The sequence below is a fragment of the Serratia sp. K1WW1 genome (assembly GCF_055790865.1).
On the sequence record NZ_CM147697.1, the window covers coordinates 3,229,683 to 3,253,967 of the forward strand.

Annotated in this window: 20 protein-coding genes; 11 read left to right on the forward strand and 9 right to left on the reverse strand. The window is 54.4% G+C overall.

Annotation, left to right across the window (positions count from 1 at the left end; translation table 11 throughout):
• Window positions 1-77: 77 nt before the first annotated feature.
• A complete protein-coding gene (clcB, locus tag ACX9GU_RS14565) occupies window positions 78-1,358 on the forward strand; it encodes a voltage-gated ClC-type chloride channel ClcB (protein ID WP_473192022.1) in 1,281 nt (426 codons plus the stop codon).
• On the opposite strand, the gene bioD is transcribed toward clcB, so the two are convergent.
• The 3 genes from bioD to ACX9GU_RS14580 form a co-directional block, all read right to left on the reverse strand.
• Complete coding sequence (gene bioD, locus ACX9GU_RS14570) at window positions 1,346-2,026, reverse strand: dethiobiotin synthase (protein ID WP_179245720.1); 681 nt, start codon at window positions 2,024-2,026, stop codon at window positions 1,346-1,348. The genes clcB and bioD overlap by 13 nt on opposite strands.
• Window positions 2,027-2,189: 163 nt before the next feature.
• Complete coding sequence (gene mlc, locus ACX9GU_RS14575) at window positions 2,190-3,407, reverse strand: sugar metabolism global transcriptional regulator Mlc (RefSeq protein ID WP_473192023.1); 1,218 nt, start codon at window positions 3,405-3,407, stop codon at window positions 2,190-2,192.
• 143 nt (window positions 3,408-3,550) lie between these two features.
• Entirely contained in the window at window positions 3,551-4,453 is a 903-nt protein-coding gene (locus ACX9GU_RS14580; RefSeq protein WP_473192024.1) for a LysR family transcriptional regulator, read from the reverse strand.
• A gap of 114 nt (window positions 4,454-4,567) precedes the next feature.
• On the opposite strand from ACX9GU_RS14580, the gene ACX9GU_RS14585 reads away from it, so the two are divergent.
• Together ACX9GU_RS14585 and tus are read left to right on the forward strand one after the other, a co-directional pair.
• The gene (locus tag ACX9GU_RS14585) at window positions 4,568-5,854 is read left to right on the forward strand and encodes an MFS transporter (RefSeq protein ID WP_071683602.1); all 1,287 of its coding nucleotides are present in this window, start codon (window positions 4,568-4,570) and stop codon (window positions 5,852-5,854) included.
• A gap of 149 nt (window positions 5,855-6,003) precedes the next feature.
• Complete coding sequence (tus, locus tag ACX9GU_RS14590; protein ID WP_473195191.1) at window positions 6,004-6,939, forward strand: DNA replication terminus site-binding protein; 936 nt, start codon at window positions 6,004-6,006, stop codon at window positions 6,937-6,939.
• Window positions 6,940-7,027: 88 nt separating this feature from the next.
• Here tus and ACX9GU_RS14595 read toward each other — a convergent pair whose 3' ends face one another.
• The 3 genes from ACX9GU_RS14595 to fumC form a co-directional block, all read right to left on the reverse strand.
• The gene (locus tag ACX9GU_RS14595) at window positions 7,028-7,399 is read right to left on the reverse strand and encodes a VOC family protein (RefSeq protein WP_202673139.1); all 372 of its coding nucleotides are present in this window, start codon (window positions 7,397-7,399) and stop codon (window positions 7,028-7,030) included.
• A gap of 82 nt (window positions 7,400-7,481) precedes the next feature.
• Complete coding sequence (locus ACX9GU_RS14600) at window positions 7,482-8,168, reverse strand: helix-turn-helix transcriptional regulator (RefSeq protein WP_473192025.1); 687 nt, start codon at window positions 8,166-8,168, stop codon at window positions 7,482-7,484.
• A 124-nt stretch (window positions 8,169-8,292) separates the two neighbouring features.
• Entirely contained in the window at window positions 8,293-9,690 is a 1,398-nt protein-coding gene (fumC, locus tag ACX9GU_RS14605) for a class II fumarate hydratase (protein ID WP_473192026.1), read from the reverse strand.
• Window positions 9,691-9,895: 205 nt separating this feature from the next.
• On the opposite strand from fumC, the gene manA reads away from it, so the two are divergent.
• The 3 genes from manA (at window position 9,896) to ACX9GU_RS14620 (ending at window position 14,419) form a co-directional block, all read left to right on the forward strand.
• Window positions 9,896-11,074: a mannose-6-phosphate isomerase gene (manA, locus tag ACX9GU_RS14610; protein WP_473192027.1), complete on the forward strand. Its 1,179-nt coding sequence runs from the start codon at window positions 9,896-9,898 to the stop codon at window positions 11,072-11,074.
• 135 nt (window positions 11,075-11,209) lie between these two features.
• On the forward strand, window positions 11,210-12,769 hold the full coding sequence (locus ACX9GU_RS14615) for a YdgA family protein (RefSeq protein WP_473192028.1): 1,560 nt from the start codon (window positions 11,210-11,212) through the stop codon (window positions 12,767-12,769).
• A 183-nt stretch (window positions 12,770-12,952) separates the two neighbouring features.
• On the forward strand, window positions 12,953-14,419 hold the full coding sequence (locus ACX9GU_RS14620) for a YdgA family protein (protein WP_473192029.1): 1,467 nt from the start codon (window positions 12,953-12,955) through the stop codon (window positions 14,417-14,419).
• Between the two features lie 55 nt (window positions 14,420-14,474).
• Here the strand turns inward: ACX9GU_RS14620 and ACX9GU_RS14625 are convergent, their stop codons facing one another.
• Window positions 14,475-15,614, reverse strand: a complete 1,140-nt coding sequence (locus tag ACX9GU_RS14625; RefSeq protein WP_473192030.1) for a serine hydrolase domain-containing protein — start codon at window positions 15,612-15,614, stop codon at window positions 14,475-14,477.
• Between the two features lie 100 nt (window positions 15,615-15,714).
• On the opposite strand from ACX9GU_RS14625, the gene ACX9GU_RS14630 reads away from it, so the two are divergent.
• Entirely contained in the window at window positions 15,715-16,632 is a 918-nt protein-coding gene (locus tag ACX9GU_RS14630) for a LysR family transcriptional regulator (protein WP_473192031.1), read from the forward strand.
• Here ACX9GU_RS14630 and ACX9GU_RS14635 read toward each other — a convergent pair.
• Window positions 16,613-17,644, reverse strand: coding sequence for a Mal regulon transcriptional regulator MalI (locus ACX9GU_RS14635; protein WP_037374777.1), 1,032 nt, complete (start codon window positions 17,642-17,644; stop codon window positions 16,613-16,615). The genes ACX9GU_RS14630 and ACX9GU_RS14635 overlap by 20 nt on opposite strands.
• 225 nt (window positions 17,645-17,869) lie before the next feature.
• Here ACX9GU_RS14635 and malX point away from each other — a divergent pair, with 225 nt between their 5' ends.
• The 4 genes from malX (at window position 17,870) to ACX9GU_RS14655 (ending at window position 23,108) form a co-directional block, all read left to right on the forward strand.
• Complete coding sequence (malX, locus tag ACX9GU_RS14640) at window positions 17,870-19,453, forward strand: maltose/glucose-specific PTS transporter subunit IIBC (RefSeq protein ID WP_021178042.1); 1,584 nt, start codon at window positions 17,870-17,872, stop codon at window positions 19,451-19,453.
• Window positions 19,454-19,500: 47 nt separating this feature from the next.
• Window positions 19,501-20,682: a MalY/PatB family protein gene (locus ACX9GU_RS14645; protein ID WP_021804506.1), complete on the forward strand. Its 1,182-nt coding sequence runs from the start codon at window positions 19,501-19,503 to the stop codon at window positions 20,680-20,682.
• Between the two features lie 294 nt (window positions 20,683-20,976).
• Window positions 20,977-21,975 (forward strand): adenosine deaminase, encoded by a 999-nt coding sequence (add, locus tag ACX9GU_RS14650; protein ID WP_021804509.1) that lies wholly within the window; start codon window positions 20,977-20,979, stop codon window positions 21,973-21,975.
• 230 nt (window positions 21,976-22,205) lie between these two features.
• A complete protein-coding gene (locus ACX9GU_RS14655; RefSeq protein ID WP_473192032.1) occupies window positions 22,206-23,108 on the forward strand; it encodes a LysR family transcriptional regulator in 903 nt (300 codons plus the stop codon).
• A gap of 14 nt (window positions 23,109-23,122) precedes the next feature.
• Here the strand turns inward: ACX9GU_RS14655 and ACX9GU_RS14660 are convergent, their stop codons facing one another.
• Complete coding sequence (locus ACX9GU_RS14660) at window positions 23,123-24,256, reverse strand: MFS transporter (RefSeq protein WP_473192033.1); 1,134 nt, start codon at window positions 24,254-24,256, stop codon at window positions 23,123-23,125.
• Between the last annotated feature and the right edge of the window lie 29 nt (window positions 24,257-24,285).

The following is a 24,285-nucleotide window of genomic DNA, read 5'->3' on the forward strand; positions in this document are numbered from 1 at the left end:
AAGATTCTCTGGTTTTCAGGTGGGTAGACAAGCACAATGCCCACCTGAACCTCTTATTCTTCATCATCTGCCAACACATGAATCAATTGGTCCCTCTGCACCACTATCGCGCCCTGCTGCGCCATCTGTTTATTGCCATCCTGCTCGGCATTGGTGCTGCGCTGGCCGTGTGGTTATTTCACCGCGCCATGTTCGGGCTCGAATGGTTGTTGCTGGATCACGAGGAAGGCAGTTTGGTGGCCGCTGCCGCTGCACTGCCCGGATGGCGGAGAGCGTTGACGCCAGCATTGGGTGGATTGGCCGCTGGCTTTTTATTGTGGATCTACCAGCGTTACCAACATCAAAAACCCATCGCTCCAACGGATTATATGGAAGCGATTGAAGCCGGTGACGGACGGTTGGCCGTTAACGCCAGCCTGATAAAATGCCTGGCCTCACTGTTGGTGGTTTCCAGCGGTAGCACCATTGGCCGCGAGGGGGCGATGATCCTGCTGGGGGCGTTGGTGGGTTCAGTATTCGCCCAGCGCTTTACCCCGGCGAAAGAATGGAAATTGTGGGTGGCTTGCGCAGCCGCAGCCGGGATGGCTAGCGCCTATCATGCCCCGTTGGCGGGTAGCTTGTTTATCGCGGAAATCCTGTTTGGTTCGCTGATGCTGGCCTCGCTTGGCCCGGTAGTGATCGCCGCCGTGAGCGCGCTGCTGATGACCAATCTGCTGAACGGAGGCCAGGCTCCGCTCTACATCGTGGAGCCACTTGCTGCTCCCTGGCCGGTGCAGTATCTGTTAATGGCCTTGGTGGGCATACTGGCAGGAGTTTGTGGCCCGCTGTTTCTGTGGGCGATGGCGGCCAGCGGCCGGGCATTTCGCTCGCTCAACCTCATACCGCCATTACAGCTGGCGCTTGGCGGGCTGATCGTCGGGTTGCTTTCCTTGTTGTATCCCGAAGTCTGGGGAAATGGCTATAGCGTGGTGCAGTCTCTACTCTCGGCACCACCGGGGATGCTGCTGGTCAGTGCGATCCTGATTTGCAAACTGTTAGCCCTGTTGGCCAGTAGTGGATCAGGTGCACCTGGAGGCGTGTTCACGCCGACATTATTCGTGGGGGCCGCATTGGGCTCGGTAGTGGGCCAGATGTTTGGCCTATGGCCAGAGTTGGGTACTGCAGTGCCGATTCTGCTGGCACTGACCGGTATGGCGACATTGCTGGCTGCCACCACTCATGCGCCAATTATGGCGGCATTAATGGTGTTTGAGATGACCGGGGAATATACCCTGCTGCCAGGCATTCTGTTGGCTTGCGTTATCGCCACTACCATTGCTCGCGGGCTACGCCCACAGTCGGTTTATCACAACGCGTAGCGGTCAACCAACTGCGAAACATCCAGATATTGTGCCAGCTCACGTTGTTCTGCGCGCGGCAGATACGGGATCTCACCCAGTAATGGAGCCGGAATACGCTGCTGCATCGCATCGATAGTTTCTGCATAGTGAGCTAAACCAGGGTTGATACGATTAGCCACCCAGCCCAGCAATGGTAAGCCATCGTTAATAATTGCCTGTGCGGTCAATAACGCATGGCTGACACAGCCCAGTTTGATCCCGACCACCAGAATAACCGGCAGTTGTTCCTGTACCACCCACTCGGCATAAGGTCGGAGGTCGTTCATCAATACCCGCCAGCCACCGCTGCCCTCTACCACTACCGTATCGGCCTTGGCGGCGAGATGGTGCAAACCACGGCTCATCAGTCCGTAATCAATATCCTGGGTTGCATGGGCATGAAACACCTCATCCAGACAGGTGATCGGATTGATTTCGTCATACGACAGCGGCAGTGAGGAAGAGGCCTGTAAAACTAAAGCGTCTCTATTGCGGATGCCTTCACCGGTTTCCTGGCAGCGTGCCGCAATGGGCTTATAACCCGCCACTGAGCGACCTTGCGCGGCGAAAGCCTGCAATAAACCGCGGGAAACCACAGTCTTACCTACGTCGGTATCCGTGCCTGTAACAAATAAACGCTTTAACATGAATAGATTGCCTTGAAGTGCCTCGTTAACCTAAAAAATCGCCGTAAATCACGACGAGAGTCGTCCTACGGGAAAAGTCTAGGGGATGCAACTCAACGGGGGCTTGAGGTAGCTCAATCTTTTGGCGGTAAATAATAAGAAATTCTGATAAGAATAACTTATGTCAACCTTGGAGCAACTTCACCAACAACGAACCGTTATACATGGCTTCTTTCACCAGTGCGGCTCCCGGCATGGTGCCTTGGTTGAAGAACTGGGTGGATCCAACTTGAACATGCTCGCTGTACGCAGGCAAGGATTGCTGACGGATGCAGGAAGCAATCGCCGGATGCAGGATTTCTGCGGCACGGTTCAACGGTGAACCTACCAGGATTTTTTCCGGGTTGAACAGGTTGACCATGATCGCCACGATGCGCCCGACGCTGTGCCCGACGCCAAGAATAATATCTTTGGCTAACTGATCGCCAGCCAAAGCCGCATCGCACAGCGATTCCACGGTCAATGGCGCGCCGTGCAGCATGGAAGACATCGAGCCACCCAAACGTTGCTGGGCAATTTCTAGCATGTTTTCAATACTGGCGACCGTTTCCAGGCAACCATGGTTGCCGCAATAGCAGCGTTTACCGTACGGATCGACCTGTGTGTGACCTATCTCCACCACGCTGCTGCTGCCCGCGTGCAGTACGCGTCCGTTAGTGATCACCCCTGCGCCGACGTTATGATCGATGACGACCTGAATGACGTTATGGCTGCCACGGGATGCGCCATACAGCGCCTCTGCCATCGTCCAGGCGCAGATATCATGCTGAACATAAACCGGCAGGCCCGTCAGTGCCTCTAGCGCTGGTCCCAACGCCATTTCGTTGACGTCATAAAACGGCATGCGGTGAACAATACCCGCGGCGGTATCAATCATGCCGGGCAGCGTAATGGCGATGGCGGTTAAACGTTCCAGTTTGCTTTGGTGGCGGATAAAGAACTGCTCTACTTCACTAACGATGCGCTGTAATAAATACTCGGGATGTTCGGCTTTTAACGGCAGCAGTTCTTCAACCACCATCTTGCTACTGAGATCGCGCAGCGCCAAGGTAATGGTGCCACGGCTGATACGTGCAGAGAGGTAATGCCAGGCTTCGGTGTCCAGCACCAAGCCAACGGCCGGTCGGCCACGGCTTCCCACTTCCTGATATTCGGTTTCTTTAACCAGATGCGCTTCGAGCAGCTCACGCACTATCTTGGTGATACTGGCAGGCGCCAGCTGTGCCCGCTTGGATAATTCGATGCGCGAAATCGGCCCCAGCCGATCTATCAGCCGGTAAACTGCCCCTGCATTGGTTTGCTTGATCTGATCAATATGCCCAGGCTGCCCATCCGCAATCACACACCCGCTCCTGCTATTTTTCGCGCTTCTAAATAAAGATTAGGGGCTATGGTGGGGCTTTTGGAATACAGCGTCAACTATTTGATTCGTTATGTGATTAACAGCACAAATTCACCGAGCTTTCCGGCAAAAACGCCTCTTATTTACCCAGCTTTGGGCTCGAGCATCAGCACCATTAACGCCTTGGCCGCTGCCGTTAACGGCCTGCTGCGATGATGCACCAACCAGACCTCTGTCATCGCCTCCGGCTCGGCTAAGGGGAGATAGGTCACCCCATCGATCTTCACTCTGCCAAATGACATCGGCAAAATGGAAATCCCCAACCCTGCCGCGACCAGACCGATAATAGTCATCGCCTCCCCCACTTCTTGCGTGATGTAAGGGGCGATCCCGGCATTCGCCAGTAAAGCCAGAATTTCGTCGTACAACGCGGTGCCCACTTCGCGGGAAAAGAACACGAAGGGTTCCTGGGCCAAATCGCTGAAACGCAGCGTGCCTGGTGCCTTTAGGGTTAACGGGTGGCCATTCGGCACCACGGCAAGCAAGGGCTCGCGTAATAACAACTGATGCTGCAGCGCATCCGGCAGGCGGGTATTGCGCATCACGCCCAGATCAAGGTCACCGTTGAGCAGCGGCTCAAGCTGTTGCTTGGTGTTCACCTCGCGCATTTTGATATGCACATCCGGTGATAACTGGCGAAAGGCTCGCAAGCTACGGGAAACCACGCTGATAAACGGAGCCGAAGAGGTAAAACCAATCGTCAGTTCACCCAGTTCGCCACGCTCCAGGCGCGCCGCCTTCTCTGCTGCCCGATTGACCTGGGCAAGCACCTGATAGGCTTCTTTCAAGAACATCTCACCCGCCTGGGTCAGGCTGACGTTACGGTTATTGCGCGCCAGCAAACGCGCACCCACCATATCCTCGAGTGCCTGGATCTGTTGGCTAAGGGGGGGTTGGGAAATCCGTAGCCGCTCCGCCGCCCGGCCAAAATGCAGTTCTTCAGCGACGGCCACAAAGTAACGCAAATGTCTGAGCTCGATATTCATACTTTAAACGTCTTAATTAGGATGATTAATATATTAGACAAAAAACTGGCCGCTCCCTATGATTTTGTGACTCAAGACGTATTTTTTATCTCCCGAACCCGGTAAGGAACAGCTGTGACAACCGCTTCGCGTTCTGCGGCCAGTACGCCAAAAACGCTGCCTGCCCCTGACAGTGCCCCAACAACCAAACGCACCACACTGAATAAACTCCCCTACATCGAACGCGGTACACCGCAGTTTATGCGCGTGACCTTGGCGCTGTTCTCTGCCGGGCTGGCTACCTTTGCGTTGCTGTACTGTGTGCAACCGATCTTGCCGGTGCTTTCGCAAGATTTTGGCATCTCCCCAGCGGAGAGCAGCCTTTCCCTCTCCTTCTCCACTGGGATGTTGGCCATCGGCTTGATGTTTACCGGCCCGCTGTCAGATGCTATTGGCCGCAAGTCGGTGATGGTGGTAGCCCTACTGTTGGCGGCGATTTGTACGCTGATCTGTGCCTTTATGACCAGTTGGCACGGTATCTTGCTGATGCGGGCGCTGATTGGGCTTTCGCTGAGCGGGGTTGCAGCAGTCGGTATGACCTATCTGAGCGAAGAGATCCACCCGAGCTTCGTGGCCTTTTCTATGGGCCTCTATATCAGCGGTAACTCGATCGGTGGGATGAGTGGGCGCCTGGTGACCGGGGTGCTCACCGATTTCTTCTCCTGGCGGATCTCGCTGGCGGTGATTGGGGTGTTCGCCCTGGCGGCGGCTTGCATGTTCTGGCGCATTCTACCCGCGTCCAAACACTTCCGCGCCAGTTCATTGCGGCCAAGGACGTTGCTGATTAACTTTAAGCTGCATTGGCACGATAAGGGGCTGCCGCTGCTGTTTGCCGAAGGGTTCCTGCTGATGGGCAGCTTTGTGACGATGTTCAACTACATCGGCTACCGCCTGCTGAGCGATCCTTATCATCTTAGCCAGGCAATTGTGGGCCTGTTATCGGTGGTGTATCTCACTGGTTCTTACAGTTCACCGAAGGCCGGTGCCCTGACCTCCAGATTTGGCCGCGGCCCGGTGCTGCTGGCGTCCATTATCATTATGCTGATCGGGATACTGATCACCGCCCTGGCCCCTGTCACTGTGATCTTTATTGGTATGATGCTGTTCACAGCCGGTTTCTTTGCCGCCCACTCGGTTGCCAGCAGCTGGATTGGCCGCCGCGCACGCCGGGCCAAAGGCCAGGCTTCTTCGCTCTATCTGTTCTGTTATTACGTGGGCTCCAGCGTTGCCGGAACGCTGGGTGGCGTGTTCTGGCATAACTTTGGCTGGGGCGGCGTAGTCGCCTTTATCAGCGTGATGCTGTTGCTGGCCCTGTTGGTTGGCCATTACCTGAAGAAATTGCCGGAAGCCGCGCGTATTTAACCCCCAGACCCTTTCCGCTCTGGGAAGGGTCAATCTTACCTCCCTGTTAAGCCTGAATCACTCGTTGTTAATGACGATAATGTGGCCGAAGTTGCCACCTTGGTTACACTGCCCTACAATGTATGTTGTAACTAAAATGCGAGGTAATGATGGATAAGTACAGCCTGATCGGCAGAATGAATGCGCGTTTTAGCGAGCTGGAACAGGCATTGGCGCAGCTCCACCAGCAAATCCAGCCGTTGCGGTTGCTGGCAGCAAGGGTGTTCAGCCTGCCAGAAATCGAGAAAGGTAAGGAGCATAGCGCCATCGAACAAATCAGCGTGGAGCAGCATGTGGGCCAGGCTGCCCGTGACCTTGCCCTGGAACACTACCAACGGCTGTTTATCCACCACAACCGCCAGCATATCAGCAGCAAGGCGGCGGTAAGATTGCCCGGTGTCATTTGCCTTGAGACCGAAAGAGCCGAGTATCTGGCGCTACAACAGCAGATCGCCCTGATCAACCGCCTGAAGGCGGAGTTAGAACAGATCATTACCGTCGAGTCTGGCCTGGCACCTGAGCAACGTTTTGAGTTTGTGCACACCCACCTACACGGTCTGATCACCCTCAGCGCCTATCGCTCCATTACCCTGCTCACCAACCCGGACTCGGTGCGTTTTGGCTGGGCCAACAAACACATCATCAAGAAGGTGAAGCGCGACGATATCCTGGCGCAATTAGAGAAAAGCCAGAAAGCCGGGCGCGCCGTCCCGCCCTACAACCGCGAACAGTGGGCCGAGTTGGTGGGCCGTGAAATTGACGACGTCAGCCGCCTGCCGCAGAACGCCACGCTGAAAATCAAACGGCCGGTAAAGGTGCAGCCAATCGCGCGCGTATGGTATCAACCGCAGCAAAAACAGGTACAGCACCCCTGCCCGCTGCCGCTGATTGCCCTGTGCCAACCAGAGATGGGTGTACAGGTGCCGAAGATCGGTGAACTGCTCAATTACGACGTGACGGCGGTAAAACACAAATATAAGCCGGAGGCTAAGCCCCTGCGCCTGATGGTGAAACGCCTGCATCTGTATACCGATATTGAGGGGTGATTAACGGGCATAAAATCAGCTTATCGGGGTATTTGGTTGAACGGGCACAGCATGTGTGCCCTGCATGGCGAATCTAGCAGTGAAAGAATTACTCGTCGTTAAGCTTGTAAACTCGCAGCCGATGGCCATCAAGATCGGCCGCAACAAAGGTGTAGCCGAAGTCCAGCTCGACCGGGGATTGCACGATAGTTAATCCTTTATCCCGCCACTGTTGATAGAGCGCATCGACCTGTTGCGGTTGTTCACACATAAAGCAGATTTCTGTACCGCCACCGGTCGCCGCCGGCGCAGGCTCTACGGTATGTTTTGACCACATGCCCAGTTTGAAACCGTTATTCAAGATAAATAAGGCAAAGGTGGGAGACTGCTCGACAGGTTCGGTTCCCAACAGCTGGCGATAAAATTCGGCGCTTTTTTCTGGGCTATCGACATAAATCATGGTCATGCTTGGGGTAGTCATCACGTTATCCTCTGAGTGGGAACCGGCTGGCTCCTGATAACGTCACTCTAGTGCACCCTACTGTCAGTTTATGGCAGCAGGATCATTGGACAATACCCTCACTTTCACGCCACAGCTTCATCAATACCCGGCGGCCGCGCGGGTAACGTAGCTCCAATAGCGTTAACCGGCTAATACGGTCAAGGCGGAAATGGCGTATCGAGCCACGCAATTCACACCAGGCCATCAGGATCTGCACCTGTTCAAAGTAGCCCATGGCAAACGGCCACAAGATACGTTCGCTGCCATTACCGGCATAATCCCGATACTCCACCTTGATCTTACGCTCCAAACGGATGGCTTCACGGATTGTCACCAGGGTCTCATCAGCCACATAGGCGGTAGGCACCGGGCCGATCAGCAACGTATTGGCATCCAGCTCTTCACGCAGTTCCGCAGGCAACACGGCGGCAATTTTTGCCAACGCATTGGTCGCCGCCCCGGCAAGCTGGCTGTCACCCCGGCGTTCCACCCAGCGCATCCCCAGAACCAGCGCCTCGATCTCAGTTTGCGAGAACATCAGCGGCGGCAGCATAAATCCCGGCCGTAATACATAACCGATCCCCACTTCGCCAACAATATCCGCCCCCTGCTGCTGCAAGGTAGCGATATCGCGGTACAAGGTGCGCATGCTGATCCCCAGTTCTTCGGCCAGGGAATGCCCGGCGACCGGGTAACGATGGCGGCGCAGGATCTGCATCAGATCGAGCAGGCGTTGAGTGCGGGACATGGGTTACTCATTCGAGAAGAATACGAGACGGGATTATACATCTTCACGGATGAAGATAGGCCCCCGAAAGTTCAGGAGCCATCAAACGGACGCAGCATGCAGCGTCCCTACAAGGCCAGCGGGTTTATTTCCTCATGCTGCCGACCATATCCTCTGGCCGTACCCATTCGTCAAACTGCTGCTCGGTCAGATAGCCCAACTTCAGCGCCGAGGCTTTCAGGGTTAATCCTTGCTTGTGGGCCTGTTTGGCGATTTCCGCCGCCTTGTCATAACCGATATGGGTATTCAAGGCGGTAACCAACATCAGCGACTCGTTAAGCAACTGGCCGATGCGTTCGCGGTTCGGTTCAATCCCCACCGCACAGTGCTCATTGAAGCCGCTCATGCCGTCTGCCAGCAAACGAATAGATTGCAGATAGTTGTGAATAACCAGCGGACGGAATACGTTCAGCTCAAAGTTACCGGACGCGCCGCCAATATTCACCGCCACGTCGTTGCCCATCACCTGCGCACAGAGCATGGTCATGGATTCACACTGCGTTGGGTTGACCTTCCCCGGCATGATTGAGCTGCCCGGTTCATTTTCAGGAATAGCGATCTCACCGATGCCGCAACGTGGGCCAGAGGCTAGCCAGCGCACATCGTTGGCGATCTTCATCAACGAGGCGGCCAAGCCCTTCAAGGCACCGTGGCCATGCACCAGCGCATCGCAGGTTGCCAGGGCTTCGAACTTGTTCGGCGCGGTGACAAAAGGTTGCCCGGTCAGTTCTGCCAAAGCCTTCGCCACCCGGACCGCGTATTCGGGATGAGTATTCAGCCCGGTCCCCACGGCCGTGCCGCCCAAGGCCAACTCACTAAGATGCGGGATGCTGGCTTCGATATGTTTGAGGTTATATTCCAACATCGCCGCCCAGCCGGAGATTTCCTGGCCCAGCGTCAGCGGCGTAGCATCTTGTAGGTGGGTGCGGCCGATTTTAACAATATCGTGGAAAGCTTCGGCCTTGGCATGCAGCGTGCGGTGCAGCGCTTTCAACTCAGGGATCAGATGCTCGCGCACCGCGATCACTGCCGCTACATGCATTGCAGTAGGGAAAACGTCGTTGGAGCTCTGGCTTTTATTGACGTCGTCGTTGGGATGGACCCGCCGCGCATCACCGCGTTCGCCCCCCAGTAACTCGCTGGCACGGTTGGCCAGCACTTCGTTCATATTCATGTTGGTCTGGGTGCCGGAACCGGTTTGCCAGATCGACAATGGGAATTCATTGGGGTGCTTGTCCGCCAGCACTTCATCGGCAGCCTGGATAATCGCCTTGCCCCGCTCTGCAGGCAGCAACCCCAGATCCATATTGACGCTGGCTGCCGCACGCTTGGTCATCGCCAACGCATGGATCAGCGCCGGGGGCATTTTTTCTGACGAGATACGGAAATGTTCCAACGAACGCTGAGTCTGCGCGCCCCATAGTTGGTCGGCGGGTACTTCGATGGGGCCCATTGAGTCTTTTTCAATCCGAACGCCTGCCATCACGGTCTCCTTAGCACAATTCCTAAAAATGAAGGGGAAATGCCAACGAGTGATAGCCCGTTGGCGAGCCTCCTCAGTATAGCCAGATAATAACTATTCGCATTAACGCCCAGACTAAAGAGCATTTTTAGCCATCTTGGCTTGCATGCGCCTGCGCCACATTGTTTACTTAGCGCAATTTTCTTGAGAAAGCAGGGATACGATCATGCAAAAAATGACTAATGCCATCCAAAACTACGCCTGGGGCAGCGTTGATGCGTTAACCAAGCTGTATGGCATTGCCAACCCGACAGGCAAACCGATGGCCGAACTGTGGATGGGTGCCCACCCTAAAAGCAGCTCACAGGTCGCCGATCAGGCGGGGAACCTGCGTTCTCTGCGTGAGGTGATTGATACCGACCAGCCTAAACAGCTGGGTGCCGAAGTGGCACAACGCTTTGGTGAACTGCCGTTCCTGTTTAAGGTGCTGTGTGCCGACCAGCCGCTCTCCATCCAGGTCCACCCAAGCAAGAGTGCCGCAGAGGTGGGCTTTGCCAAAGAAAATGCCGCCGGAATTGCGTTTGATGCCGCTGAGCGCAACTATAAGGATCCGAATCACAAGCCGGAGCTGGTGTTTGCCCTGACGCCGTTCCTGGCGATGAATGGCTTCCGCGAACTGGACGATATCGTTGCGTTGTTACAACCCCTTTCCGGCGCACATCACGATATCGCCGCCTTCCTGCAGCAGCCGGATACCGCCCACCTGGCGACCCTGTTTGCCAGCCTGCTGGGGATGAGCGGTGAGCAAAAAACGCTGGCGCTTGGCGTGCTGAAAGCCGCCTTGAACAACCAGCAGGGTGAGCCCTGGGACACCATCCGCTTTATCGCTCGTTTCTATGCCGACGACAGCGGCCTGTTCTCTCCGCTGCTGTTGAACGTGGTCAAACTGGCACCGGGTGAAGCCATGTTCCTGTATGCCGAGACCCCACATGCCTATCTGAACGGCGTCGCGCTGGAAGTGATGGCAAACTCGGATAACGTGCTGCGCGCGGGTCTGACGCCAAAATTCATCGATATTCCTGAACTGCTGGCCAATCTGCAGTTCCGCCCGCAACCGGCATCTGGCCTGCTGACTCAGCCAGAGCAACGTGGCAAAGAACTGTTCTTCCCGATCCCCGTTGAGGACTTTGCCTTCTCGTTACACGATCTCGATGCCACACCGCAGCCACTGGCGCAAAACAGCGCGGCGATCGTGTTCTGCGTAGAAGGTGAAGCAACGCTGGAGAAACAGGGCCAACAGGTCATCTTGCAGCCAGGTGAATCCTGCTTTATTGCCGCCTTTGAATCCCCGGTTAACGTCACCGGAAGCGGCCGTATCGCCCGCGTTTATAATCAGTTGTCCTAATTGACGGTAAAATATAGGTAAATAAGTTGCTAAGATGATTAGTTTACCTACACAATAAAACGCCTACGGGCGTTTTTTCGCAGGCCCAATTGGTCGCCCTGCCCTCTACCGGCTTAACAAAGGAATAACAGAACTATGAAAAAATCGTTAGTCGCTGTCAGCGTCATTGTGGTGCTCGGCGCAGCATGGACTGGAGCCTCTTGGTACACCGGCAAGCTTATCGAGCAACGGATGGGGGAAATGGTAGACACCGCCAATAGCCAGTTGAAAACCTTACTGCCTAAGGCCGGGGTCAAGATGAGCTATGAAAACTACCAGCGCGGGATTTTCAGCAGCCAAGCCCGTTTTGTGCTGCGTGCCGATGGTAGCATCACCACCGATGATGCCCTGCTGAAATCCGGCGAAGAAGTGGCCTTTATTGAAACCGTCGATCACGGCCCATTCCCGCTGGCCCAGTTGAAAAAATTCAACCTGATCCCAAGCATGGCTTCGGTACATACCGAGCTGGAAAACACGCCAAAAGTCAAAACCCTGTTTGAAATCACCAAAGGTAAGTCGCTGTTCAGCGCCGATTCACGCATTGCCTACAGCGGCGATGTCGCCAGTTCCATCGATGTAATCCCGGTGGAATACCAGAAAGACAAATCCTCACTGAAATTCAGCGGTGCCAAAATTGACGCGGATATCGGCAAGGATATGCAAACCGCGCTCCTGGACGCCAGCAGTGACAGCCTGGTGATCAGTGGCCCGAATCAGTCTGGCCAGAACGAGCAGATGACGATGCAAGGGCTGACGCTCAAAAGCAACACGCATCTGGGCCAGTACGGTCTGAGCCTGGGTGAGCAAGCGCTGGGCATGAAGCAACTTACCATGGCTGTCGACGGTAAAGACGCCATGACGATGGAAGGCTTCAACCTGGCCAGCCAGTTCGGCGAGAAAGGCAACAGCCTCGCAGGCAAGCTGGATTACACCATGGCAGCGTTGAAAATTCAGGGCACCGATTTTGGCGCGGGTAAACTGCTGCTGAAAATCGATAACCTGGATGCTAAAGGGCTGAAAGAGTTTGCCGATCGTTACAACCAGCAGGCCATGACCTTGCTGCAACAGGCCGAAACGCTGTCGCCAGAAGCCTACCAGCAGCAAACGGCCGAGATGCTGGTGCAAAACCTGCCGCTGTTGCTGAAAGGCAACCCAACCGTCAGCATCGCACCGCTGAGCTGGAAAAATGCCAAGGGTGAAAGTGCCTTTACCCTTAACCTCGATCTGCTGGATCCCGCACAGGCTGGCGCTGCGGCCGAATCACCGGACCAACAGCTTGCCCGTTCGGTCAAGAAAATCGACGCCCAGTTGACTATTCCGGTCGCTATGGCGCAGGAAACCATGGCTCAAGCGGCACAGCTGCAAGGTGCCAGTGCACAACAAGCACAGCAGCAGGCCGAGCAGCAGGTGAAAAGCCTGGCGGCAATGGGCGAGATGTTCAAGATCACCACGCTGAAAGATAACGTGATTGGCAGCAGCTTCAAATATGCCGATAACCAGATTGAGCTGAACGGCACCAAAATGTCGCTGCCGGAGTTCGTGGGTATGTTCGGGATGCTGGGCGGCGCTTCCGCACCAGAAGAAGACAGTGCACCAGAACCCGATCAGCAGGATGCCGCTCCGGCACCTGAGCAGCCGATGATTCAAGGTCAGTAACACTGCAGGGGCTTGGCGATACCAGGCCCCTTTTCTCCTCCCCGCTGCAATAACTCCGCTTTTTCTTAAACCTCGTCGATCTAGCGCAAATCGATTGCCAAGACAATCATTCTGCCATCACAATCCTTGCCAATATTGGCCGTATTGCCGGACCTCTCAAGCTGTAGAAAGGGATCATCGTGTATGAAAAAATCATTAGTCGCCGTCAGCATTATTGCCGTCCTTGGCGCAGCTTGGAGTGGGGCTTCCTGGTATACCGGCAAACTGATTAAGCAGCGGATGGAAACGTTGGTCGCCAACGCCAACCAGCAGTTGAAAGAGTTCCTGCCCGATGCGGGGGTAAAACTTAGCGTTGAAAATTACCGACGTGGCATCTTTACCAGCCAGGTGCGCTATGTGCTACATAATGAAGATCCCGCCATGCAGATCTACGGGGATAAAGTGGCATCGTTGGTCAAGATCGACCACGGCCCCTTCCCACTGAGCCAGGCGACACGATTGGATTTGCTGCCGGCAATGGCCTCGCTGCACGCCGAACTGGAAAATACGGCGGCCCTCAAAACGCTGTTTGATCTCAGCAAAGGCAAATCACCCATCACCTCCGATACGCGTATTGCTTACAACGGGGATATTTCATCGGCTGTGGATGTACTCCCGCTGGATCACGAGCAAGACGAATACCGGCTGACATTCAGCGGGGCTAAACTGGCGGCTGACATCAGCCACGATCTGAAAAATGTCAGGTTGGATTTCAATACCGATAACCTGGAAATCGTGGACAAAAACCGAGGAAAAATCATATTACATGGGGTGACATGTCAAAGTGACACCAAGAAAAACCCCTTGGATTTCAATCTAGGCACCCAGTTTTTACGCGTAAAGCAGCTACAGGTAGTTGGAGATGCCCAAGATGTCCTGGTGGAGGGCTTTACTATGGCCAGCCAGACCGATGATAAAAATGATTACCTGAATGGCCAATTCGATTACGGCGTAAGCACGCTGAAAATCCACGGCAACGACCTTGGCTCGGGCCAACTGAAGTTAAAAGTTAACAATGTAGATGCCAAGGCAGTGAAAGCCTTTATCGATTTCTACAATCAACAAAGTCTCAACCTGCTACAGCAATATGAAGCCAGTCAGCAGCAATTGGCCAAGTTGGTTGAACACAACATGCCACGGTTGCTGAAAGGTTACCCAACCCTCAGCATTGCGCCACTGAGTTGGAAAAACAGCCAGGGCGAAGCCACCTTCACCTTTAATCTAGATCTGCAAGAGCTACTCCAGACGGGGACGGTGGCAACCCCACTGAATCAGCAACTGACACAGGCGATCAAAAGGCTGGAAACCCATCTGACGATACCTGAGGCGATGGCAACAGAAACCGCAGCTCAGCTAACGCAGTTACAGGGCGCCACTCCGCAACAAGCGCAAGCGATGGCACCGCAGCAAGTGCAAGGCTTGGTTGCCATGGCGCAAAAATTTAACCTTGTGACGCAGCAAGACGGAGTGATTGGCGGCAACTTCCACTATGCCCATAATCAGGTCGAGCTCAATGGCAACAAAATGTCGCTACAGGCGTTTATTGGCGGCTTTGCCGGGAGCGCTCCGGTGATCGAGGCAGCACCAGAACAACCGGCTCAATGCCATTAATCCATGCCAAGGTCGTAGGGGCGCCGCATGCGGGGCCCGCTTGGGTTACATTGCTCTAGCCATAAACCGCATCGCGGATCTGCATAGGATATAAACCACTCATTCCCTCAATAGCGGTGTTGGTCAACGCGACTACGCTCAACTGCGCGAGCGGGTCGTAAAACCAGCTGTGCCCATATACGCCGCCCCACTGCATAGTGCCATTATTCTGCGGCGTTGCTGCCAATGCCGCATCCACCAGCACTGCGCCACCAAAACCAAAGCCCCAACCCGGCCCCTGAATTTCTGCCTGCGCTGCTACATGGGGTTGACGCATCAATGCGGCGGTTTCTGGCTGCAAAATTCCGTCGCTACCATTACGCAGCGTCTCCACCAGGCGCAGCACATCGTCAGCGTCGCCAACCATTCCTGCGCCAGCCGAAGGATAAGCGTGGCGCTCAAGCGCTCGCGAAGGCGCAAACTCCACGTCAAAACCAAACTCCTCAGGAAGCCTCAGTAGAAAGCCGTCATACATCGCTGCCGGTTGCGGTTCAGCATTGTAATAGGCAGGAGCCAGCTTATCCGCGCTCAACGTATAAAAACCGGTATTCCCCAGCCCTAGCGGTTGGCCAACCCAGCGCTCGAACAGCGGCGGCAAAGGCATATCCGCTACCTGCTCCAACACCGCACCCAATACGTCAATTGCCAGTGAGTAGCTGAATTCGCTCCCCGGCTCTGCCTGCAACGGAGCCTGCGCCAACCGCCGCAGATTTTGCTCCAGCGTTAACGAGGACCTCTCCATGCCGTCGTGGATCCCTAACCGCTGGTAGATCCCGCCCGCTGGTTGCTTGAAACGGTAATCCAGCCCGGCAGTATGGGTTAACAGGTGACGAATGGTGATCGCTGGCCGCCGTCCATCGGGCAACGCCGGGATAAACCACGGTAGCCAACGGCTAACGGCATCATCCAGACTCAGCCGTTGCTGTTCTATCATGCGCAGCGCCGCCAGCGTGATGTAAGGTTTTGAGACCGAAGATAGCCGGAATTGGCTGTTACGCTGCATCAGCCGCCGCTGCTCACGATCGGCATAACCGCTGGCACCGGCGTAAATCACCGCCCCCTGTTGAGCCACCAGCACCACGCTACCCACGATCCGCCCTTCGTCGATCGCCTGCTGATTGACTGCCTCTATCCGTTGTGTCAATGCCTGAGCCATAACTGTGATCCTCTTTAGGTAATCAGGCCAGTCTACGGTGTTGATCATTAAATTAAAGAGGCTAAAATTTAATGAATCATTAAGCTGGGATTATCAATAGATGAGCTCACTGCTACAATTACTGCCGTTTTTCGATGCCGTTGCCAAATTGGGCAGCTTTACCCAGGCGGCCAATCATCTGGGCGTCACACCGCCTGCGGTTTCACAAAATATCCGCGCGCTAGAGGCTCTTTTGGGAGTACGCCTGTTCAATCGCACCAGCCGTTCTGTCAGGTTAAGCGATGAAGGGCTGGCATTTTATGAAAAAATCGCCCCCGCTATGGGCCAGATTGAGATCGCGGCAGAAGATGCCAGCAGCCAACGTGGTGAGCCAAGCGGATTATTACGTATTACCTTGCCGCAGTTGGCCGCATCGATGCTGGTCATGCCCTATCTGCCGGAGTTCCATGCGCGCTATCCTGAACTTAAGCTGGAGCTGTTTACCGACGATCGTTTTGCCGATCTGGTGCTGGATAATTTTGATGCGGGCATCCGCATGCAGCGGATGTTGCAAAAAGACATGGTGGCCGTCCCTATCGACCACGGCCAACAACATGTGGTCGTGGCTTCTCCAGGTTATTTGGCACAACACGGCCAGCCCGAAACGCCGCAGGAGTTGCAGCAGCATGACTGCATGCGCTATCGCTTTCCCGGCAGTGGCAAACTGGAACCCTGGTATTTCAACAACGGCACTGAGCATTTGACGCTGGAGGTCAACGGGCGGCCGATCTTCAATGAAAACCAGCTGCTTAAAGACGCGGCGATAGCGGGATTAGGGCTCACCCAACGCTTTCGGGCCGCCGTACACCAGGAGTTGCAGAGCGGGAAGTTGCGGGAGGTTCTGCAGGATTTTAGCCACGTCGCACCGGGCTTCTTTATCTACTTTCCGGCGGGCCGCCATATGCCGCTCAAGCTGCGCGTCTTTATCGATTTTATGCGGGAAAAACGCGAGCAGCAGATCAGGCCGATCCGCGCTTGATCAGCTCTGGGGACAGGATCACATTCTGCGGCGCCAATGAATCATCGCCAATACGTTGCAACAAACGCAGAGCAGCACTGCGTCCAACCTCACGAGCCGAGCTAGAGATAAAGGTCAGCGGGGGTTCGGTCAGTTCGGCCTCCGGCACATCGCCAAAACCGATCAGCGCCACCTGTTGACCATAAAAACTGTCCATCCCTTCCGAACCAATGCTACGGCCACTGCGCACGATACCAAAATAGGCCCCCAACGCCACCGAGGCCTTATGGCACACCAACGCACTGATATTGGGATACTGACGCAACAGGTTTTCGGCAGCTTCAGCCGCTGCCCGTTGATGACAATCGCATTCGACGATCCACTCTGAGCGGAATGGCAGGCCGTATTGCACCAAGGTGGCACAGAATCCCCCCAGGCGTTCGGCGCGGGTGAGTGAATCGCTTTGTCCACCAAGGTAGGCGATCTGGCTATGACCCCGTTTGATCAGAAATTCGGTGGCCATTTTCGCGGCCTGCATATTATCTGGCCGCACCACGTCTACACCTTCCAGCCCATTGGAACGCGCGGCACACACCAGCGGCACCCCCTGAGCTTCGGCTTTCTCTTTCAGCCCTTTCGCTGTTCGTACCCCACCCGCCAGTACCATGCCGTCGACGCCGTGCTCCAGAAGCATATCAAAACAGCGCATCAGCCCTTTGCCTTCGCGCCCGCTTTGGGTCAGAAACAGCACTTTGCCATTGGCTTCCAGAACCTCACTCACCCCGGCGGTCATCTCGGCATAAAACGGCTCACAGATATCACGCAGGATCAGCCCTACCACCCCCGATTCGCCACCCCGCAGCGTCGCGGCCTGACGGTTGCGAACATAGCCAAGCTGCTCGATCGCCTGATTCACTCGGCTCATGGTGGTGGGAGAAATACGCCCTTTACCGCTCAGCACCAGAGAAACGGTGGTCACGGATACGCCTGCCAACTGTGCGACGTCAGTGATAGTGATCTTTTTGATGGTAATAACCTCTGCAATGCCCTATCAGGGCGAGTTTCACCCTGATAGCAAATGGTATACCGAATCTCTCAATGCAGTAAAACGATTTACCCACATAAGTATTGTCACCGCAAAGCACCGTTCATAATTGTGATTAGGGACGCATTTTTACTAGGTAAAACGTTTTATCTTATTTTTACCTAATCGGGTACACACAACATTGCATGCTTTTTTCGCCAGGAGTCGTCGGTTATGCCAGCGTCTAAAAAACAAAAAATTACGCTTTGGGAGTTTTTCCAAAGCCTGGGCAAGACATTTATGCTGCCCGTCGCACTGCTTTCATTCTGCGGCATCATGCTGGGGATCGGTAGCTCACTAAGCAGCCGTGACGTGATCACGTTGCTGCCTTTCATTGGTCATCCGGCTTTCCAGTTGCTGTTCACCTGGATGAGCAAGATCGGTTCCTTTGCTTTCAGCTTCCTGCCGGTGATGTTCGCCATTGCCATTCCTTTGGGCATGGCGCGTGAGAACAAAGGCGTGGCCGCCTTCTCTGGTTTTGTCGGCTTTGCCGTGCTGAACCTGGCGACCAACTTCTACCTGACCACATCAGGCGTGCTGCCTACCGTCGATCCGCTGGTGCTGAAAGCCAATAACATCCAGAACATTCTGGGCATTCAGTCTATCGATACCGGTATCCTCGGTGCGGTGATCGTCGGGATCATCGTTTATCTGCTGCACGAGCGTTTCAACACCATCCGCCTGCCAGATGCGCTGGCGTTCTTCGGCGGTACTCGCTTCGTTCCAATCGTCACCACTGTGGTACTGGGCCTGTGCGGCCTGATTATCCCGCTGATCTGGCCTTGGTTCGCTGCCGGTATTAATGGGTTGGGCCGTATGATTAACGGCGCGGGCATGTTTGGGCCGATGATTTTCGGCTCCGGCGAGCGTCTGCTGCTGCCGTTCGGGCTGCACCACATTCTGGTAGCTCTGATCCGCTTTACCGAAGCGGGCGGTACGCTGGACGTTTGTGGCCGTGAAGTCAGCGGAGCATTGACCATCTTCCAGGCACAGCTCTCTTGTCCAACCACCCACGGCTTTGCCGAAAGCGCTACCCGCTTCCTGTCCCAGGGTAAAATGCCTGCCTTCCTCGGTGGCCTGCCGGGTGCGGCGTTAGCCATGTACCACTGTGCCAAACCGGAGAACCGTCACAAGATCAAAGGGCTGCTGATTTCCGGTGTAGTGGCTTGTGTGGTCGGTGGTACCACCGAACCGATCGAGTTCCTGTTCCTGTTTGTGGCTCCGTTCCTGTATCTGATCCACGCTATTCTGACCGGTCTGGGCTTCACCGTGATGGCCTTGCTGGGCGTCACTATCGGTAACACCGACGGCAACATTATCGACTTCGTGGTGTTCGGTATCCTGCACGGCACCGCAACCAAGTGGTATCTGGTGCCATTGGTGGCCGCCATCTGGTTTGTTGCCTACTATGCGATCTTCCGCTTCGCCATCCAGCGCTGGAACATTAAAACGCCGGGCCGTGAGGCGGAAACCACCGCTACACAGAGCGCCCCTGTCGGTGCCGTGGGTAAATCCGGCTATAACGTGCCTGCTATCCTGGCGGCGTTGGGCGGTAAAGAGAATATCGTTTCGCTGGATAACTGCATTACCCGCCTGCGTATGTCAGTTAACGATATGAGCAAGGTGGATGATGCGGTGCTGAAAGCCAACCGGGCTATCGGCGTGGTACACCTTAATGACCATAACCTGCAAGTGGTGATTGGCCCGCAGGTGCAATCGGTGAAAGATGAGTTAGAATCACTGATGGCCAACGCATAACCTTCCCCCCCGGGCGCAGCCTGCTGCGCCCTTGTTCGGAGTTTCACATGTTTGATTTTTCTACCCCGGTAGATCGTCACGGTACCTGGTGCACCCAGTGGGACTACATCGCCGACCGTTTTGGCACCGCAGATCTGCTGCCTTTCACCATCTCCGATATGGATTTCGCCACCGCCCCCTGCATTCTTGAAGCTCTGCAACAGCGTCTGCAACACGGCGTGTTGGGCTACAGCCGCTGGCAGCATGAAGACTTTCTTGGCGCGGTGCGGCATTGGTATCAACAACGCTTCAATGCCCCCATCGATACGACCAAGGCGGTCTATGGCCCCTCGGTGATTTACATGGTGGCGCAGCTGGTGCGTATCTGGTCGGCTCCGGGGGAATATGTGGTCACCCATACACCAGCCTATGATGCGTTCTATAAGGTGATCTTGGGTAATCAGCGTCAGGTGTTACCTTGCCCGCTGCACAAAGTGGATAACGATTGGCAATGCGATATGGCCCATCTGGAAGCCCTGCTGGCCCGTCCACAAACCAAGATCCTGCTGCTGTGCAGCCCGCAAAACCCCACTGGTAAGGTGTGGACACAGCATGAACTGGAGCAGATGGCAGAGCTGTGCGAACGCCATGACGTGAAGGTGATCAGCGATGAGATCCATATGGATATGGTTTGGGGAGAACATCGTCACACTCCATGGAGCCAGGTGGCCACCACCCCGTGGGCGTTGCTGACTTCCGGCTCTAAAACCTTCAACATTCCGGCGCTCACCGGGGCCTATGGCATTATCAGCGATGATAGTGCGCGGGATAGCTACGTTCAGGCACTAAAAAGCCGCGATGGATTATCCTCCCCTGCGGTGCTGGCAGTTGCAGCCCATATTGCCGCCTACCGCCACGGCGAGCCTTGGCTAGACGCCCTGCGCGACTATCTGCAAGATAACCTGACCTACGTGGCCGAACGGCTCAAGCAGGCGTTACCGCAGCTAAACTGGCAGCCACCGCAGGCCACCTATCTGGCGTGGATTGATATACGCCCGTTAGGCATTGACGACCGCGAATTGCAGCAGGTGCTGATCGAACGAGAGAAAGTCGCCATCATGCCAGGCTTTACCTATGGCGAAGAGGGCCGTGGATTCCTGCGCCTGAACGTCGGCTGCCCACGCAGCAAGGTTGAGGCTGGGATGGATAAGCTGATTGCCGCGTTGCAATTTGTCCTGGACGCAAAATAGGTTATATCGCCAGGGGCGTAGTGCCCCTGGTTTTTCATTGAGCGTCAACTCCCCTCAGCATTGTCATGCTACCCGTTAAAACCCGAACCATTGCGATTGACCTGATTTCATCGACTAATGACCTGAGAGCATGCCTCTGCTTACCCGCCTTATACATCTTCCCCCTATCCTGAACGGCGAATTTGCGATTTAACGTGATGAGCATCACTTTTTTATGCAACTCAATAGCTATTTTCATTCGTTTGTTTTTATACTGTTCTGCACTTTACCTATACAAAAATAATGAGTGCCGCCATGATTGACTCCCGCTTGCCCCTTACCGATATTCACCGTCATCTGGACGGTAACATCCGCGCGCAAACCATTCTTGAACTCGGCCGCCAGTTCAACCTAGCCCTGCCAGCCAACGAGCTGGCTGCCCTGCTTCCCCATGTGCAAATCACCCATACCGAACCCGACCTGATGAGCTTTTTGCAAAAGCTTGACTGGGGAGTCGCGGTGCTGGGCGATCTGGATGCCTGCCGTCGCGTGGCTTATGAAAACGTGGAAGATGCGGCAAATGCCGGGTTGCACTACGCCGAGCTGCGTTTCTCCCCCTACTACATGGCGATGAAGCACCAGTTACCGGTGGCTGGCGTGGTGGAAGCGGTGATTGACGGCATTCGCTCTGGTTGCCGCGACCGCGATATTGACGTACGCCTGATTGGCATCATGAGCCGTACCTTCGGCGAAGCGGCCTGCCTGCAAGAGCTAGACGCCCTACTGACCCATCGCGACGGCATCACCGCGTTGGATCTAGCTGGCGATGAGCTAGGCTTCCCTGGCAGCCTGTTCCTTAGCCATTTCAACCGTGCACGTGACGCTGGCCTGCGCATTACCGTTCATGCCGGTGAAGCCGCTGGTCCGGAAAGCATCTGGCAGGCGATCCGTGAGTTGGGTGCAGAGCGCATTGGGCACGGGGTTAAAGCGGTGGAGGATCCAGCACTGATGGATTATCTGGCGCAGCATGGGATCGGCATTGAGTCGTGCCTGACTTCAAATATTCAAACCAGCACTGTAGCTTCGTTGGCACAACATCCGCTGGCCACCTTCCTGCGCCATGGAGTGGTAGCTTCCCTCAATACCGACGATCCAGCTGTGCAAGGCATTGAGATTGAGCACGAATATCGCGTAGCGGCACCACAGGCCGGATTAACCCCGCAGGAAATCCGCACCGCGCAGGAAAACGGCCTGAAGATGGCCTTCCTCAGCGAGCAGGAAAAACAGGCGCTACGCGCGAAAGTGCTTGGCTGATCCCTTGCTGCAGGCTCAGCGGCACTGGCCGTTGGGTCTGCTCTCAGGATCTTGTCTTGGCAGTTCTGGATATTTCCATCGCAAAACGCAAAACTCAGTAATCATGAGTTTTCGCTCCATAAGTATCAGACTATAGCCCCAGAATAAAATGTGCTATGGTTGATTTTTGAACTGGTCATTTATCCTCAACAGTATAAACGTCAGAAACGAAAGTTATAAATGGTGCGCATATGGATTTGTACAGATATACGGAAAACTTATCGCTATTTATTGATATTGCCAGAAATGGTTCATTTTCTTCTGTTGCACGCAGGCACGGGGTGAACCCATCCTCGATCATGCGAAAAATAAACAGGCTTGAAGATGTAATGGGGATAAAGTTATTTATCCGTTCGCCCCGTGGTCTAATGCTTACCGATGCCGGAGAGGCCTTATATCTTCGATCAATAAAAATTCTTGATGCTCTCAGTGATATGTATAGTGAAATTGGCTCAATGAATACAGGGCTTAAAGGAATTTTACGTGTTAGCTGTTTGCCTACCTTCGCCAAACTTCATATATTCCCATGGCTAGCTGAGTTCAAGAAAAATTTCCCTGATATTGATCTTGCGCTGGATTTGACTGAACGGTTGACCAATCCATCGATCGAACGGCTTGATGCCGTCATCAGAATTGGCCCCTTAAAAGACAGCGCTCTGTATGCCACGCATATTGCAGACCAGTATTGGATCGCATGTGCAAGCCCGTTTTATCTGCAAAACCATGGTCATCCAAGCGGGCTTGATGAACTTGAAGGGCATCATCTGCTAGATAAATTTCAGGATCCCCATTCGATATGTTGGCGGAGAGTGATCTATCAGGATCCCGAGAGGAAGCATCATATCTATCTACGCTGCAATGATTTTGATGCACTGCGCAATTCGGCTGTCCATGGATTAGGTATTGCATTCCTTCCTAACTGGGTGGTCGGTACTGATATCAACGCAGGGCGACTCGTAAAAGTCTTTGATGATCCACAGCGGCAGACTCAGGAAATCCATATCTTACGTGCCGAACCAAAAATTTCCCCTAGGTTGACAGTGTTTCTTCAGGCGCTACATAAACACTTGGCCAACGAATTGGGGAAACCTTAGGAATAATTCTCATATTATAACGAAGGGGGAGATGGTCGCCGGAACAAAGACAGCATCCCTTTGAAGTTGAAGAACATGACGATCAGGGAGGTGATAACGCCAAGCAACGCAATGCCAAACCATCCAAATCGCAGGCTTAGCTCTGCGCCTATACGTGTGCCAAAGGCTCCGCCGAGAAAATAGCAAAACATAAAAACAGTATTGAGCCGACTGCGGGCGGCTTCCGACAAAGCCAGTGCGCGTAACTGATTGCCAACTAGGCCTGCCCGTCCCCCAACATCTAGAAAAATGACGCTGATGATGAGTGCGGTCAAATAGTGTCCTGACATTGCCAGCAGTAAAAAACCGACTATAGCGCAGAGGCTGCCTAATAAAACAATCGCCTGTGGAGTATACCTGTCCGCCAAATTACCGATAATCGGCGTCATCAGGATCCCTGCGATCCCAGCAAAACCGAAAGCACCAACAATATCACTACCGAAATGATAGGGAGGACGAGACAGAAGCAAAGCCAGGGCCCCCCATAATGCACTGAAAGAACCAAACATTAACGCTCCAGACAGACAGGCTTTGCGTAACTCGCTCTCTTGCCGGAAATAGGCTAAAAGCGATACGATTAACTGTCGGTAAGGCATCGGATTTTTTGATGGGCAGTTATGAGGCAGTAAACGATAGATTATCACTATCATTATCACATTGATGGCCGCTGCTATGATGTACATAGCACGCCATCCCCAGTGCTCACCAATAACGCCTGAAAGGATACGAGCAAACAGCACTCCAGCCATCAGTCCACTCATCACTATTCCGACAGCCCGCCCCCGTTGTTCTGGGGGCGCCAACAAAGTCGCCATTGGAATAATTATTTGTGCACCTACTGCGGTCATACCAATGGCGATATGACTTATCAGTAGTTGTGCAATATCTTGAGCCATAGCAGCGCACAGTGAAGCAGCAGCATTAATCCCCAGTAAAATACCCAGCAGCCTTCGCCGCACAACGCGATCGCCCAAGGGGACAAAAAAGACCAATCCTGCAGCGTAAGATAACTGAACAACCATCGCAATTGAGCCGACCGTCTTCGCATCAGCGCTGAATTCCCTGGAAAATAACTCCAGTAACGGTTGGTTATAATAAATATTCGCCACAGACAGGGCACACAAACAGGCTAACGAAA

Coding starts and splice junctions, on each gene's coding strand:
- ACX9GU_RS14655 (WP_473192032.1), top strand. CDS start 22,206: ATGGATTTGTACAGATATACGGAAAACTTATCGCTATTTATTGATATT.
- fumC (WP_473192026.1), bottom strand. CDS start 9,690: ATGGCAGGCGTTCGGATTGAAAAAGACTCAATGGGCCCCATCGAAGTA.
- ACX9GU_RS14600 (WP_473192025.1), bottom strand. CDS start 8,168: ATGTCCCGCACTCAACGCCTGCTCGATCTGATGCAGATCCTGCGCCGC.
- ACX9GU_RS14630 (WP_473192031.1), top strand. CDS start 15,715: ATGAGCTCACTGCTACAATTACTGCCGTTTTTCGATGCCGTTGCCAAA.
- ACX9GU_RS14645 (WP_021804506.1), top strand. CDS start 19,501: ATGTTTGATTTTTCTACCCCGGTAGATCGTCACGGTACCTGGTGCACC.
- ACX9GU_RS14615 (WP_473192028.1), top strand. CDS start 11,210: ATGAAAAAATCGTTAGTCGCTGTCAGCGTCATTGTGGTGCTCGGCGCA.
- ACX9GU_RS14580 (WP_473192024.1), bottom strand. CDS start 4,453: ATGAATATCGAGCTCAGACATTTGCGTTACTTTGTGGCCGTCGCTGAA.
- bioD (WP_179245720.1), bottom strand. CDS start 2,026: ATGTTAAAGCGTTTATTTGTTACAGGCACGGATACCGACGTAGGTAAG.
- add (WP_021804509.1), top strand. CDS start 20,977: ATGATTGACTCCCGCTTGCCCCTTACCGATATTCACCGTCATCTGGAC.
- ACX9GU_RS14595 (WP_202673139.1), bottom strand. CDS start 7,399: ATGACTACCCCAAGCATGACCATGATTTATGTCGATAGCCCAGAAAAA.
- clcB (WP_473192022.1), top strand. CDS start 78: ATGAATCAATTGGTCCCTCTGCACCACTATCGCGCCCTGCTGCGCCAT.
- ACX9GU_RS14620 (WP_473192029.1), top strand. CDS start 12,953: ATGAAAAAATCATTAGTCGCCGTCAGCATTATTGCCGTCCTTGGCGCA.
- manA (WP_473192027.1), top strand. CDS start 9,896: ATGCAAAAAATGACTAATGCCATCCAAAACTACGCCTGGGGCAGCGTT.
- tus (WP_473195191.1), top strand. CDS start 6,004: ATGGATAAGTACAGCCTGATCGGCAGAATGAATGCGCGTTTTAGCGAG.
- malX (WP_021178042.1), top strand. CDS start 17,870: ATGCCAGCGTCTAAAAAACAAAAAATTACGCTTTGGGAGTTTTTCCAA.
- ACX9GU_RS14625 (WP_473192030.1), bottom strand. CDS start 15,614: ATGGCTCAGGCATTGACACAACGGATAGAGGCAGTCAATCAGCAGGCG.